Origin of the sequence: Burkholderia cepacia GG4, from assembly GCF_000292915.1 — a bacterium.
Taxonomy (GTDB): Bacteria; Pseudomonadota; Gammaproteobacteria; order Burkholderiales; family Burkholderiaceae; genus Burkholderia; species Burkholderia cepacia_D.
Genome location: NC_018514.1, coordinates 1,672,933 through 1,686,107, shown reverse-complemented (window position 1 = coordinate 1,686,107; position 13,175 = coordinate 1,672,933). Strand labels below are relative to the sequence as shown.

At 62.0% G+C, this 13,175-nt stretch carries 12 protein-coding genes; 8 read left to right on the top strand and 4 right to left on the bottom strand.

Translation table 11 applies throughout. The annotated features are described in order from the left end of the window. The first annotated feature begins 219 nt into the window (after positions 1 to 219). Both GEM_RS23255 and hutG read left to right on the top strand, forming a co-directional pair. Positions 220 to 1,362 carry a porin gene (locus GEM_RS23255; RefSeq protein ID WP_014899856.1) on the top strand — a complete coding sequence of 381 codons (1,143 nt, stop codon included), beginning with the start codon at positions 220 to 222 and terminating at the stop codon, positions 1,360 to 1,362. Between the two features lie 182 nt (positions 1,363 to 1,544). Further along, a complete protein-coding gene (hutG, locus tag GEM_RS23250; RefSeq protein WP_014899855.1) occupies positions 1,545 to 2,345 on the top strand; it encodes an N-formylglutamate deformylase in 801 nt (266 codons plus the stop codon). Between the two features lie 140 nt (positions 2,346 to 2,485). Here the strand turns inward: hutG and GEM_RS23245 are convergent, their stop codons facing one another. Genes GEM_RS23245 through GEM_RS23230 form a run of 4 tightly spaced genes read right to left on the bottom strand, consistent with a single transcriptional unit; the run spans position 2,486 to position 5,981 of the window. Then, positions 2,486 to 3,415 (bottom strand): electron transfer flavoprotein subunit alpha/FixB family protein, encoded by a 930-nt coding sequence (locus GEM_RS23245; RefSeq protein ID WP_014899854.1) that lies wholly within the window; start codon positions 3,413 to 3,415, stop codon positions 2,486 to 2,488. Then, positions 3,416 to 4,165: an electron transfer flavoprotein subunit beta/FixA family protein gene (locus tag GEM_RS23240; protein ID WP_014899853.1), complete on the bottom strand. Its 750-nt coding sequence runs from the start codon at positions 4,163 to 4,165 to the stop codon at positions 3,416 to 3,418. Between the two features lie 18 nt (positions 4,166 to 4,183). After that, complete coding sequence (locus tag GEM_RS23235) at positions 4,184 to 4,783, bottom strand: HutD family protein (protein ID WP_014899852.1); 600 nt, start codon at positions 4,781 to 4,783, stop codon at positions 4,184 to 4,186. 10 nt (positions 4,784 to 4,793) lie between these two features. Then, positions 4,794 to 5,981 (bottom strand): NAD(P)/FAD-dependent oxidoreductase, encoded by a 1,188-nt coding sequence (locus tag GEM_RS23230; RefSeq protein ID WP_014899851.1) that lies wholly within the window; start codon positions 5,979 to 5,981, stop codon positions 4,794 to 4,796. Positions 5,982 to 6,327: 346 nt separating this feature from the next. Here GEM_RS23230 and GEM_RS23225 point away from each other — a divergent pair, with 346 nt between their 5' ends. From GEM_RS23225 to GEM_RS23195, 6 genes are all read left to right on the top strand, one after another. Further along, positions 6,328 to 8,001, top strand: coding sequence for an electron transfer flavoprotein-ubiquinone oxidoreductase (locus tag GEM_RS23225; protein WP_041490801.1), 1,674 nt, complete (start codon positions 6,328 to 6,330; stop codon positions 7,999 to 8,001). Between the two features lie 346 nt (positions 8,002 to 8,347). After that, positions 8,348 to 9,163 (top strand): pyrroline-5-carboxylate reductase, encoded by an 816-nt coding sequence (gene proC / locus GEM_RS23215; protein ID WP_014899848.1) that lies wholly within the window; start codon positions 8,348 to 8,350, stop codon positions 9,161 to 9,163. Positions 9,164 to 9,441: 278 nt separating this feature from the next. Beyond that, positions 9,442 to 10,803 carry an MFS transporter gene (locus GEM_RS23210; protein ID WP_272148395.1) on the top strand — a complete coding sequence of 454 codons (1,362 nt, stop codon included), beginning with the start codon at positions 9,442 to 9,444 and terminating at the stop codon, positions 10,801 to 10,803. A gap of 284 nt (positions 10,804 to 11,087) precedes the next feature. Beyond that, positions 11,088 to 12,419, top strand: coding sequence for an FAD-dependent oxidoreductase (locus GEM_RS23205; RefSeq protein WP_041490800.1), 1,332 nt, complete (start codon positions 11,088 to 11,090; stop codon positions 12,417 to 12,419). Positions 12,420 to 12,454: 35 nt separating this feature from the next. Further along, positions 12,455 to 12,820 (top strand): RidA family protein, encoded by a 366-nt coding sequence (locus tag GEM_RS23200; protein ID WP_014899845.1) that lies wholly within the window; start codon positions 12,455 to 12,457, stop codon positions 12,818 to 12,820. A 66-nt stretch (positions 12,821 to 12,886) separates the two neighbouring features. Continuing rightward, on the top strand, positions 12,887 to 13,174 hold the full coding sequence (locus GEM_RS23195; RefSeq protein WP_014899844.1) for a DUF1330 domain-containing protein: 288 nt from the start codon (positions 12,887 to 12,889) through the stop codon (positions 13,172 to 13,174). Position 13,175 lies beyond the last annotated feature (1 nt).

Here is a 13,175-nt window from a genome sequence, read left to right as displayed (position 1 = left end):
TGGCGCCATTGCAACGCGCGGCATCCCGGGCCGGGCAATGGTTGCCTCGCTTCATACCGAATGGCGGCCAGGCGACGCAGCGCTTGTTGCTGGCCGCCGGCAACCGGCCCGGGTTGGCGCCGGGACCCGCGCGCGCCGTCATCAGAGTTCGAGGGCCACGTAGCAAAATCGATAAATAAAAAATTTGGCTGTCAATTCAATATACGTTTGGAGAACTCAATGAAGAAGAAGTTGCTGGTTGCCATTTTGTCGGCGGTTTCGTTCCCGGTGATGGCGCAGAGCACCGTTACGCTCTACGGTGTGATCGACGAAGGTTTCAATTTCACCAATAACGTCAACGGAAACAAGGTGTACGAACTCCAGAGTGGATTCGTGCAGGGTAGCCGCTGGGGGATGAAGGGAACGGAAGATCTTGGCGGTGGATTGAAAGCAGTGTTTCAGCTCGAAAACGGGTTCAACGTGAACAACGGCCGCCTGGGCCAGGGTGGCCTGATGTTCGGCCGCCAGGCCTATGTCGGCCTGGCAAGCGACCGGCTCGGTACCGTCACGTTCGGCCGTCAATACGATTCGCTCGTCGACTTTCTCGCTCAGACGACCGCGAACGGGAACTGGGCGGGTTACATGTTTTCGCATCCGTACGACAACGACAATACGGATAACACGTTCCGCGTGAACAACACCGTCAAGTACATGAGCCCGGCGTTCTCCGGGTTTCAGTTTGGCGGCACGTACAGCTTCAGCAACGACACGAACTTCGCGAATAATCGTCAATACAGCGTGGGTGGGCAATACGCGAACGGCGGTCTGCTGATTGCGGCGGCGTACTTGCAAGCGAACAATCCGTCGGCGACCGCAGGCGGCGCGATCAACAACGGTGGCGACGAGAACTTCGTCGCGCAGCGGCTGCGCGTGTTCGGTGCCGGCGTCAACTACGGTTTCGGCCCCGCGACGCTGGGTTTCGCGTATACGAATACGAACGTGACGCAGCCGTTGAGCTCGGGATACGTCGGCGCGATCGCCGCGGCGACCGGAACGCTTTCGTCACTGCGCTTCCAGAACTTCGAGCTGAACGGGAAGTACCAGTTCACGCCGGCGTTCTATGTCGGCGCAATGTACACGTATACGCGCGCCGATTTCAATGCGACTTCCGGCAAGCAGCATCCGAACTACCAGACGGTCGGCCTGATGGCGGATTACAACCTGTCGAAGCGGACCGATCTTTATCTGCAAGGCGCGTATCAGCACGTCGGCGGTGATCGCACCGGCTCCGTGCTTGACGTCGCATATGTTCCGGGCGCCGACGATGTGTCGTCGAATCGCAATCAGTTGATGGTCCGTGCCGCAATTCGACACAAGTTCTGAACCTGACGGACACGCGCTCGCCCGGCTCGCCGATTGGGGGACGCGGACGCAAACAAGGCAGCATGTCGATCGACACGGCTGCCTTTCTTCCTTTCGGCCGGCCGGTCTTGCCGACTTCGGTGAGTTGCCGGCAATCCGGTCGAGCTTGTTCAATGAGCCGATCGTTCTCAAGGAGATTCCACTTGACCGACTCTGTATTCACCTTTCACAAGGGGACGCTTCCTCTCCTGATCTCGATTCCGCATCTCGGCACGGAGATTCCGCCCGAGGTCCGCGTGCAACTCGACGACGTCGCTTCTGCCGTTGCAGACACGGACTGGCATCTCGACCGGATATACGAGTTCGCGCGAGCGGCAGGCGCATCGATTCTGGCTGCGCGGGTCTCGCGTTATGTCATCGACCTGAATCGCCCGGCGGGCGGCGAGAGTCTCTATCCCGGACAGACGACCACCGGATTGTGCCCGACCGAAACGTTCCATGGAGAGCCGCTCTACCGTGACGGTCGTGGACCCGGCGAGACCGACGTTGCAGCACGGCTGAATGCATACTGGCAGCCTTATCATGCGAAGTTGCGTGCAGAGCTGGATCGTCTGAAAGCCGAGCACGGCAAGGTGCTGCTATGGGAAGCGCATTCGATTGCCAGCATCCTGCCGCGATTGTTCGACGGAAAATTACCCGATCTCAATCTCGGTACGAACGCGGGCGCGACGTGTGATGCGCGTATTCTCGACGCCGTTTCCGGAACGCTCGATCAGCAGCCTTTCACCTGGGTCGCGAACGGGCGATTCAAGGGCGGATACATCACGCGTCAGTACGGGTGTCCCGCAGACGGCGTGCATTCGATTCAGCTGGAGATGTGCCAGTCGACCTACATGAACGAAGCCGCGCCGTTCGATTATCGACCGGACCTCGCGGAAAAGGTGAAGCCGGTGGTGGAGCGTATGGTCATCGCGGCCTTCGAGGCGCTGCGAGCCATCTCGTAGCGCGACCGCGATTGCCGCAGCGAGCCGGCGCAGCAGCGCCGGCTTTTGTTCCTGCGTATCAAAAAAACCGCCATCACGGAGATCCGGTGATGGCGGCCAAAACGGGAGCCGCACCGGCTACCCGCATGCGCACGCGGCGCTCAGAGCAGCGCGGTCAACTGCGGGACGACTTCGAAAAGATCGCCGACGAGGCCGTAGTCCGCGACGCTGAAAATCGGTGCGTCCGCATCCTTGTTGATCGCGACGATGACCTTCGAGTCCTTCATGCCGGCCAGATGCTGGATCGCGCCGGAGATCCCGACCGCAATGTAAAGTTCGGGGGCGACGATCTTGCCGGTCTGGCCGACCTGCCAGTCGTTCGGTGCGTAGCCGGAATCGACGGCGGCGCGCGATGCGCCCACTGCCGCGCCGAGTTTTTCCGCGAGCGGGTCCAGCAGTGCGAAGTTCTCCGCGCTGCCGAGGCCTCGGCCACCTGAAACCACGACGCGAGCAGCGGTCAGCTCCGGCCGGTCATTCGTTGCCATTTCGCGTCGAACGAAGGTGGATAAACCGGTGTCCGGGACGGCCGGCACGGTTTCGACCGGCGCATTGCCGCCGTCTGCGGCGGCTGCGTCGAAGGCGGTGGTGCGGATGGTCGCGACCTTCACCGGATCGGGCGATTGCACGGTTGCGATCGCATTGCCCGCATAAATCGGACGCTGGAACGTATCGGCGGAGTCAATGGCAATTACATCCGAGATCTGCGCCGCGTCGAGCTTCGCCGCAACGCGCGGTGCGACGTTCTTGCCCGCGGCGGTTGCCGGAAACAGGATGTGCGAATAGTCGCCGGCGAGAGCCAGGACTTGCGCCGCGACGTTTTCGGCGAGTCCGTCCGCGAAGTGCGGCGCGTCGACCAGGATGACCTTGTCGACCCCGGCCACCTTGCGCACGGCTTCCGCCACCGGCTGCGCGGCATGACCGGCGACGAGCACATGAACGCCGTTCGACAGCTTCAGGGCCGCCGCAATCGTGTGAAGCGTCGAGGTCTTCAGTTGGGCGTTGTCGTGTTCTGCAATAACCAGCGTCGTCATTTAAATCACCTTTGCTTCGGATTTCAGTTTCTCGACCAGCGTCGCGACGTCGGCCACCCGCATGCCCGCCTTGCGAACCGGAGGTTCGACGACCTTCAGGGTCTTGAGGCGCGGTGACGGATCCACGCCGAGCGCCGCGGGCGCCACGGTGTCGAGCGGCTTCTTCTTTGCCTTCATGATGTTGGGCAGCGTCACGTAGCGCGGTTCGTTGAGGCGCAGGTCGGTCGTCACGATGGCAGGGAGTTTGAGCGAAATCACTTCGAGGCCGCCGTCGACCTCGCGCGTCACGGTGGCGACGCCGTCGCCGATTTCGATCTGGCTGGCGAAGGTGGCCTGCGGCCAGTCGAGCAGGGCCGCAAGCATTTGCCCGGTCTGGCCGGCATCGTCGTCGATGGCCTGCTTGCCCAGGATGACGAGTTGGGGCTGTTCCTTGTCGATGACGGCCTTCAGCAGTTTCGCGACGGCGAGCGGCTGGAGTTCCGCGTCCGTCTCAACGAGCACGCCGCGATCCGCGCCGATCGCGAGCGCGGTGCGCAGCGTCTCCTGCACCTGGCCGACGCCGCACGAGACGGCCACGACCTCGGTCGCGGTGCCGGCTTCCTTCAGTCTCGTCGCCGCTTCGACGGCGATTTCGTCGAACGGATTCATCGACATCTTGACGTTGCCGATGTCGACGCCGGTGTGGTCGGATTTCACGCGTACCTTGACGTTGTAGTCGACCACGCGTTTTACGGCTGCAATAACTTTCATGTCACATACCTCTGAATTTCAGGAGAGTTCCTGCGCTGGAGCAGATTCGATGGTCGCGAGCGCCGCGCAGGCGCAGCGTTCGGGCTTGCCGCACGTTGCGCCGCGAGGCGCCAGCAGCAGCGGGCGATCCTGGCGCTCCGATACCAGCACGTGGCCAGGCAGTAGATCGCCGGCCGGTGCATCACCGCCTTCGGCGTACGTACAGCCCGGGCCGAGCGCAACGGCGATCGCTGCGCGGCCGGGACCAACCACGACCGGCTCGTCGACGATACGCACGTCGACCAGATAGCGGCCTTTCGTGGCCATCACGTTCAGCGCAATCGACGGTCGGTCGACGAGCGCGGCATCCCAGTCGAGGTCGCCGTCGTAGGCTTCGGGGACCCACGGGCGCAACTGCACCACGGTCTCGCTGCTCGTCAGCGTGACACCGTCGCCACCGAGGATGAGCGACACGCGGGCAATACCCGGAAACCGCGAGTACGGGCCGTTACGCTCGATCGACGCGAGGCTGACTCGCCATTGCGTGCCGCCCGTGGCAATGGTCCTCGTCGTGCCGCCGCCGTTGCGCCACGCCTCCGTCGGAATGGATTCGACCGGATAGACGTCTATCAGCGCCATCGCCCGGTCCTCAGGAGACCGCGCCGAGACCGTACTTGCCGGTCAGCAGTTCGCCCGTCGCGAAGCGCTCGATCGAATACGGAGCAAGCGAGACCTCGGTCGGCAGCCCCAGCGCTTCCTGCGCGAGCACGAGACCGACGGTCGGCGACAGTTTGAAACCGTGGCCGGAGAAACCGTAACCGACGACCAGGCCCTCGATCCCGGGAAGTTTGCCGAGCACGGGGTTCCAGTCGGGCGTGACGTCGTACACGCCCGTCCAGGACGATGCGATGCCCGCCGTTTCGTAGGCGGGGAAACGTTCCGCGACCTGGGCGCCGACATCGACGATGTAGTCCATCGGAATGTCGCCCTGTTCGACTTCGGCCGTATTGAGCTTCTCGCCGACGACGCCTTCGCTGACCAGCATCTGGTTGCCGCCGTAGCTGCGGTAATACAGCATGCCGGGCGACGCGAGATCCTTGAAGACGGGCATCGAGAACGTGTACTTGGCGGCGTCGCACTCGAGCGCGAGGACCGCATGGCGTTCCGGCATGATCGGCAGCGTCTTGCCGGTCCAGCCGGCGAGTTCGGGCGTCCAGATGTTCTGCGTGCTGATGACCATCGACGTCGCGAAGTCGCCGATGTCGGTCGACACGCCGACCACCTTGCCGTTCTCGATCAACACCTTGTTGACGTTGACGTTTTCCTTCACGGTCACGCCGGCGCGCCGCGCGGAGCGCGCGAAGCTCGTCGCGACGAGATACGCGTCGGCGAAACCGGCTTCCGGCTCGTAGCCGATCAGCGCTGCGTCGTCGAAACGGGCGATCGGGAGCAACTCGGCTGCCTGCTGCTGACTGAGGAGCTCGAGCGGAATGCCTTGCTCCTTCTGCTGATTGAGCGACGCGCGCAAGGGTTCGAGCTTGTCGCCTTCAGCACCGACGATCATGTATCCGCACTTGACGAGGCCACACGATGCCTCGTCGTCGCCGAGGTATTCGGCGAAGTTGTTGAAGACGTGCCACGACTTCCGGGCAAGTTCCACGTTTTCCTTGACGGAATAGTGCGTACGCAGAATGCCGGAAGATTGCGACGTGGTGCCTGCGCCGATCGTTCCCCGGTCCAGAACGAGCACGTTCCTGGCGCCGAGTTTCGACAGATGAAATGCCACGGAGCTGCCGATCACGCCAGCACCGATAACGACGACGTCGTACGAGTTCATGATTCCGTTTCCTTCTGGTCAGGGTGTGAATCAAGTCTGACGCGGAAAAAATCGGCATACAGGAATATAAGCAGGGGCAATTTTTAGCAAAAGGCGCAGCCACTGAACACATCGGCTTCCGGCCTGCGCCGTGGCTTCCGGCCCGCCTCAATCTGCCGGATTCCGCCGGAAACCTAACCAGCCGTTGTGTGGAGCATAAGAGCGCCTTATGTCGAAACGGTCAGGATTTTCGCTGGCTAGGATTCGTTTGAAGCCGAACCCAAACGGTGCAAGGCAGGGTTTCGCCACGCCTTCTCGATGAACGGACGGTGGTCGGACTAATCGGACACTTTGGCACTTTCGCGATATGAATACACCCACGCTCACCGAACAATTCGGTCCTCGAGAATCGATGGAATATGACGTCGTTATCGTCGGCGGCGGTCCGGCTGGACTGTCAGCAGCGATCAGGCTCAAGCAGCTGGCCCGCGAGAAGGGCGGTGACGTCAGCGTCTGCGTACTCGAAAAGGGTTCCGAGGTCGGCGCCCATACGCTGTCCGGTGCCGTCATGGACCCGCGTGCGCTCGAGGAACTGTTGCCGGATTGGCGCGAGACAGGCGCGCCGCTCGACGTGGAAGTGACCGAAGACCGCTTCCTGTTTCTTTCGCAGACCGGCGCGAAGCAAGTGCCGAACTGGCTTCTTCCCGACAACTTCAAGAATCACGGAAATTATGTCGTCAGCCTGGGGAACGTCGCGCGTTGGCTGGCGCAGCGCGCCGAAGAGCTCGGCGTGGAGATTTTCGCCGGCTTTCCCGCGGCGGAGGTGCTGTACGGTGAGCGCGGGGAAGTGACGGGCGTCGCGACCGGAAACATGGGTGTGGGCAAGCATGGCGAACTGACCGGGAACTTCCAGCTTGGCATGGAGCTTCACGCGAAGTACACGCTGTTCGCCGAAGGCGCGCGAGGCCATCTCGGTCGCCAGTTGATGGACCGCTACAGATTGCGTGACGGTGCCGACCCGCAGGTATATGGCCTCGGCATCAAGGAACTGTGGGAAATCGATCCCGCCATGCACCAGGCAGGCCTCGTGATCCACACTGCCGGTTGGCCGCTCGGCACCGATACCTATGGCGGATCGTTCCTTTACCACCTCGATGACAATCAGGTAGTCGTCGGCTTTGTCGTCGGGCTCGGCTACTCGAATCCTTATCTGTCGCCATTCGAGGAATTCCAGCGCTACAAGACGCATCCCGAGATCCGGAAGTTCCTGGAAGGTGGCAAACGCATCTCGTATGGGGCTCGCGCCATTACCGCGGGCGGCCTGATGTCGCTGCCGAAGCTGACGTTTCCGGGTGGCGCGTTGATCGGATGCGAGGCGGGTTTTCTCAACGCTTCCCGAATCAAGGGCAGCCATGCCGCGATCGCGAGCGGGAAGATGGCCGCAGAGGCCGCATATGAAGCCCTGCAGATGGGGCGTCAGGGCGATGAACTGGTCGAGTACCCGCAAGCATTCGAGCGATCGTGGCTTCGCGAAGAACTGTATCGCGCCCGAAACTTCAAGCAATGGATGAGCAAGGGACTGTATGTCGGCACGTTGATGGTCGGTGTCGAGCAGAAACTGCTGGGCGGCCGCGTACCGTGGACACTTCATCATCGTCATGCGGATCACGAGACGCTGAAGCCTGCCGCCGAGTGCCGGGAAATCGTCTATCCGAAGCCGGACGGGAAGTTGACGTTCGACCGGTTGTCTTCCGTGTTTCTGTCCAACACGAACCATGAGGAGAATCAACCGGCCCACCTGACGCTGAAGGATGCAACGGTTCCGGTTCGCGTGAATCTCGAGAAGTATGCCGGACCGGAAACGCGATTCTGTCCGGCGGGCGTCTACGAGTTCAATTCGTCCGCGGACGCGACGAGCCACCTCGTTATCAATGCGCAGAACTGCGTGCACTGCAAGACCTGCGACATCAAGGACCCGACGCAAAACATCGTCTGGGTCACCCCGGAGGGCGGCGGCGGCCCCAACTATCCGAACATGTAATGCGATTGCTGCCGGGCGTCACCCGGTGTTCCGGCCGCGTTCAGTTGAGGAAGACATCATGTTGACGAGATACGACGAAAGAGCGATTTGCGTGAGTCCCGATAAGTCTCCGTTCACGTCGTCTGGCGACGTCAAGGCGAGCAGCACCTACAGGCAACTGCTCGATGAGCCACTGGCGACCTTGATGCGTTGCATCGACGACCATCCGCAGTGCGGCCATTGCGCGATTCTCGGGTATAACTAATTAGTTTAAGAAGTTTCGGCTTCGCATGAGTGGCCGGTGTGTATCGAACATCCGCGGCAGTTTTTCTTACCTCATGCTAATGCCATCGAACACCGGAAAGTCATGAAAATTGCCTTCATTGGCGGCGGGAATATGGCCGCCGCGCTTATCGGCGGTCTCGTCGGTCGCGGTATTCCGTGCGCCGACATGTTTGCAATCGATCCGGGAGAACTGGCTCGCACGCGCATCGAACAGCAGTTTGGCGTTGCCACCGGCACACGACCCGACGCGTCGCTGGAAGCGTTCGATGTCATCGTCCTTGCCGTCAAGCCGCAAGTGCTGAAGGATGCCGCGAAGGCGCTTGCGCCGTATCTGCGCCCGGCGCAACTGGTGATCAGCGTCGTGGCCGGGATCCGGAGCGCCGATCTTGCGCGATGGCTTGACGGTCACACGAGGATCGTTCGTACCATGCCCAATACACCCGCGTTGATCGGAATGGGCATGACAGCTCTGGTGTCGACGAGTGACGGCGATGTCGGCGACAGGGTACTGGCGACTCAGGTCCTCGGCGCGGTCGGACGGACGGTTTGGTTCGACGACGAGTCGAAACTGGACGCGGTGACCGCGATTTCCGGCAGCGGCCCCGCATACGTGTTCTATTTCATGGAAGCCGTTCAGGAGGCGGCATGCCAGCTCGGAATGACGGGTGATCAAGCGCGCGAGTTTGCCGTCGCGACGTTCGTCGGGGCCGCGACGCTCGCCGCGGAGTCGCCCGAGCCGCCCGGCGTGCTGCGCGAACGCGTGACGTCGCCAGGCGGCACGACAGCCGCCGCGCTTGCGTTGTTCGACGCGCGTGGCATCAAGGACGCCATTGTCAGCGGCGCGCGTGCCGCCGATGCACGCGCCACGGAAATGGGCGAGGAGTTCGGGCGGCAGTAGACGAGATTCGACCGTCCGTTACGGATGCTTGACTCATGGGCTCGCGACGATTCGGCAAGACGTCCTGACCGGCTCGTCTGCGTGCTCATGGTCGCCCATGCCCGCGAGGAAAACGTCGGGGTGGCTTCGGCCCGACACTCGAAGGGCTCGCCTCGCGCCGCGTCGTCGGCGCGCCCGGAGGCGCCGGCTTTCCCTTTCCCGAGCGGGTTCCGTCGCGCGGCCGGTCCGGACCATGCGTGCCGGATCGCGAACGTATAAAAAACTGGAGGAAACTACCCGTGTCATCGCAGAACAAGACTTTGGCCGCTTCTCGCGGATTCGCCATGGCGGAGACATCGACTGCATTCAAACGACGCTTCATGAGGAGGATGATCTTCGTCCTGACGGGCGGGATGTTTCTGGACGGTTACATCCTGGGGATCGTAGGTCCGGTCGCCAGCCGGTTGACAGCCGATCTCGGCATCTCGACGTTCTGGGAGGGGTTGATCGCCGCGGGCGCCTTGTTCGGCATCCTGTTCGGCTCCCCGCTCGGCGGCTGGGCGGCTGACCGGTATGGCCGCAAGCCGTTGTTCATGCTCGACATGAGTCTCTTCCTCGTTGCCTCGGCCTTGCAGTATTTCGTCGAGTCGCCCGCGCAACTGTTCGTGGTGCGCCTGTTGATGGGCATTGCGATCGGGGCCGAGTATTCCGTCGGTTGGCCGCTGATGTCGGAGTTCGCGCCCGCGAGACTCCGCGGGCGGCTCATGGGCATGACGCTGGTCGCCTGGTACGCGGGATTCATGATCGCCTTCGTCGTGGGCTATGTATTGAACGAGTCGACGCATATGGGTTGGCGCGCCATTCTGGGCACGAGCACCTTCATCGCCGGCATCCTGCTCGTTGCGCGACTCGGCCTGCCCGAGTCGCCGCGCTGGCTCTGGAACCAGAAGCGCGTGGTCGAAGCACGGGCCATCGCGCGACGATACATGGAGCACACGGCAGACATGGCGGACGTCGAGCGCGAATCCGCTGCCCGCGGGAGCAACGGTATCGCGATGCTCTTCTGCCGGCAGTACTGGCGGGCCACGCTGTTCATGTCGATGTTCTGGTTTTGTGCCGTCACACCGTATTTTGCGATCGCGACCTTCGCCGACAGCGTCCTGCAGAAGTACGGCTTCGGTGGCGGATTCGCCGGCGGGATCGGACTCTCGGCAATCGCGCTGGCCGGCGTCGTGACCACGGTGCTGCTGATCGACAAGGTCGGGCGACGGACGCTGACCGTGCCGCCGCAATGGCTGTGCACGATTGTCCTCGCGGTGATCGGCTTGTGGACGAGTGCGCCGCCCGTGGTGGTACTGCTGTTGTTCCTCGTCTTCTCCTTTTTCAATGCCGGGTACAACACGCTGACGGGCATTTACCCGGGAGAAGTTTTCCCGACCGAGGTTCGCGGAATCGGCACGGGCTTTGCCGCTGCCGTCAGCCGGATCGGAGCGGGTCTTGGTACGTTTCTGCTGCCTTGGTCGATGACCAACATCGGTGCGTCGGCGACCATGCTGGTGGCCGCCGGAATCGCTGCGCTCGGCGCGGGACTGTCGCACTGGCTTGCGCCGGAGACAAAGGGCAAGAGCCTCTCGGAAACGGCTGCCGGATACACGCACTAGTGTGCTTGCGGCGCATACACGCGCGCCGACGCGGCCCGTGGATCCGGTCTGGCGTTGGCGCACCGAAACGCCAAGCAGCTAAAACAAGTCACGCTGAACTTGGACATCAGCTACGTTGATGCAAGCACCACTTGGGTGCATACATGGGCAATATGGAAACAGGCGGGTTCACTGAGGAAGTTCGAACTCTGTTTCGCATACACGCGTCGTCGCGCGATCGGCACTCGCAGTATGGCTGCATGCGCTCGCGGCGCCCCAGTAACGTTTTGAACGTAGCCAAGACCATGAATACCGAGACACGCCATTCAGCACACCGTGCTGCCGACGGGAAGTATCCGACCTACCACGACTGTTCGGGCTGGAACGCCATGCTGCCGGAACGACTTGCGAAGGGACCGACGAACGGCCGTCGATTTGGAACAGTGGTGATCGGCGGCGGGTACACCGGCCTGGCCGCCGCGCGGCGCATTGCAGAGTTGCGACCGGACGAACAGGTGTTGGTGCTGGAGGCGTCGGCGATCGGCGAAGGCTCTTCCGGACGCAATTCCGGCTTCGTGATCAACCTGCCGCACAATACGCGGATGGGCGGCCATGCCAGCCCGCTGGAAGTCGCACGCAAGCAAATCGGAATGTATGGCGCTGGCCTTCGCTGGCTCGAGCAACTCGTGCGCGAGAACGGCATCGATTGCGGCTGGAATCCGGTGGGGAAGTTCCACGCGGCCGCAACGGAAGCCGGGGTTCAGAATCTCGAAGCTTCGCTCGCCCAGTATCGTGAATGGGGCGTGTCGTACGAAGTGTTCGATCGCGACGCGCTGCGGGAAAAACTTGGTACAACATATTATCGATACGGATATCACTCGTCCAATAACGTGTTCGTGCAGCCTGCCGCTCTGATCCGCGGGCTGGCCGATTCGTTGCCATCCAACGTCGTGCTGGTGGAAGGCGAGCCTGTCGTCGCGCTTGACGGAGGGCCGCGCTTCCGCGTCGGCACCGTGCGAGCGGAGTATGTCGCGGATCGCGTCGTACTTGCGAACAACGGGTTTGCAAAGGCCCTGGGCATCCTTCGCGACAGGCTGATCACGATTTTTACCTATGCGGCCCTGACTCCCCGGTTGGCCGAGTCCGAACTCGAGAAGCTGGGAGACACGCCGGAATGGGGCGTTATTCCCGCGAATCGCCTTGGAACGACGCTGCGCCGCGTGCGCGGCGGGCGCTTCATGGTGCGCAGTGCGTATTCGTACGAACGTGAGCAATCGTCCGCGCATACGCTGGCTCAGTTGACGGAAAGCTATCAACGCCGTTATCCGAATCTGAAGTCGCATCGATTCGAATTCATATGGGGCGGCACGACTGCATTGACACGTAACGGCGCAACGTTCTTCGGCGAACTGCGTCCGGGTCTGTTTGCCTCGTTGGGTTGCAACGGTGCAGGCGTGCTGAAGGGAAGTACCTACGGGAAGTTGCTGGGCGAGATGGCGATGGGTGCACAATCGTCGCATCTGTCCGATGCGCTCAGTCTCGAAGGGCCGAGCTGGTTGCCACCGGAGCCGTTTCGCCGCGCCGGGGTTGTCTCCGCAATCAAGTACCAGGCGGCGCGTGCCGGCCTGGAACGTTGAATTTCCAATGGGATCGTCAAGCTGGAGGGTTGAGAATGTCTGAAATCAAACGCAGTCATGTGGGAAAACGCTTGTCGGAGGCCGCCATCCACCAAGGCGTAATTTATCTGGCCGGTCAGGTGCCAAGCGATGTCGCGCAGGATATGTCCGGGCAGACGCGTCAGGTGTTGGCTTCCGTGGATGCGCTGCTCGCCGAACACGGGTCGGACAAGTCGCGCATCCTGTCCTGCCAGATCTTTCTGTCCGACATGTCGCAGGTTGCCAGGATGAACGAGGTCTGGGACGCATGGGTGACACCCGGGCAGACGCCGCCTCGCGCAACGGTAGGCGCCCAACTGGCATCGCCGGAGAAATTGATCGAAATCGTGATCGTTGCGGCGGTTGGACCCAACGATCGTTGACGGTTCCCCGATGCCGGCTCCGAAAGCATCCGGCATCGGTATTGCGCATTCGAAGAGAGGATTGAAATGGTTGCGTACGCAATATTCGTTGGAACCGTCCAGGATCATGACGCATACCAGGTCTATCGTGACAAGGTGATGCCGACCATTGACGCCTACGGTGGCCGGTTCATCACGCGTGGAGCGAACCTGCGGGTGATTGAAGGTGAATGGAACCTGCCCGCGCCGGTGATTCTTGAGTTTCCCAGCCGCAGTGCCGCCGAAGCGTGGTACGACTCGGCGGAATATCGGGAAATTCTCGACATCCGGTTGAACAGTGGCTCGGGCGTGTTCGTACTCGTGGACGGCGTCTGAG

What these genes read in the sequence shown, in the direction of transcription:
- GEM_RS23225 (WP_041490801.1), top strand. Translation starts at nt 6,328, where the DNA reads ATGAATACACCCACGCTCACCGAACAATTCGGTCCTCGAGAATCGATG.
- GEM_RS23240 (WP_014899853.1), bottom strand. Translation starts at nt 4,165, where the DNA reads ATGAAAGTTATTGCAGCCGTAAAACGCGTGGTCGACTACAACGTCAAG.
- GEM_RS23245 (WP_014899854.1), bottom strand. Translation starts at nt 3,415, where the DNA reads ATGACGACGCTGGTTATTGCAGAACACGACAACGCCCAACTGAAGACC.
- proC (WP_014899848.1), top strand. Translation starts at nt 8,348, where the DNA reads ATGAAAATTGCCTTCATTGGCGGCGGGAATATGGCCGCCGCGCTTATC.
- GEM_RS23200 (WP_014899845.1), top strand. Translation starts at nt 12,455, where the DNA reads ATGTCTGAAATCAAACGCAGTCATGTGGGAAAACGCTTGTCGGAGGCC.
- GEM_RS23230 (WP_014899851.1), bottom strand. Translation starts at nt 5,981, where the DNA reads ATGAACTCGTACGACGTCGTCGTTATCGGTGCTGGCGTGATCGGCAGC.
- GEM_RS23235 (WP_014899852.1), bottom strand. Translation starts at nt 4,783, where the DNA reads ATGGCGCTGATAGACGTCTATCCGGTCGAATCCATTCCGACGGAGGCG.
- GEM_RS23195 (WP_014899844.1), top strand. Translation starts at nt 12,887, where the DNA reads ATGGTTGCGTACGCAATATTCGTTGGAACCGTCCAGGATCATGACGCA.
- GEM_RS23205 (WP_041490800.1), top strand. Translation starts at nt 11,088, where the DNA reads ATGAATACCGAGACACGCCATTCAGCACACCGTGCTGCCGACGGGAAG.
- GEM_RS23255 (WP_014899856.1), top strand. Translation starts at nt 220, where the DNA reads ATGAAGAAGAAGTTGCTGGTTGCCATTTTGTCGGCGGTTTCGTTCCCG.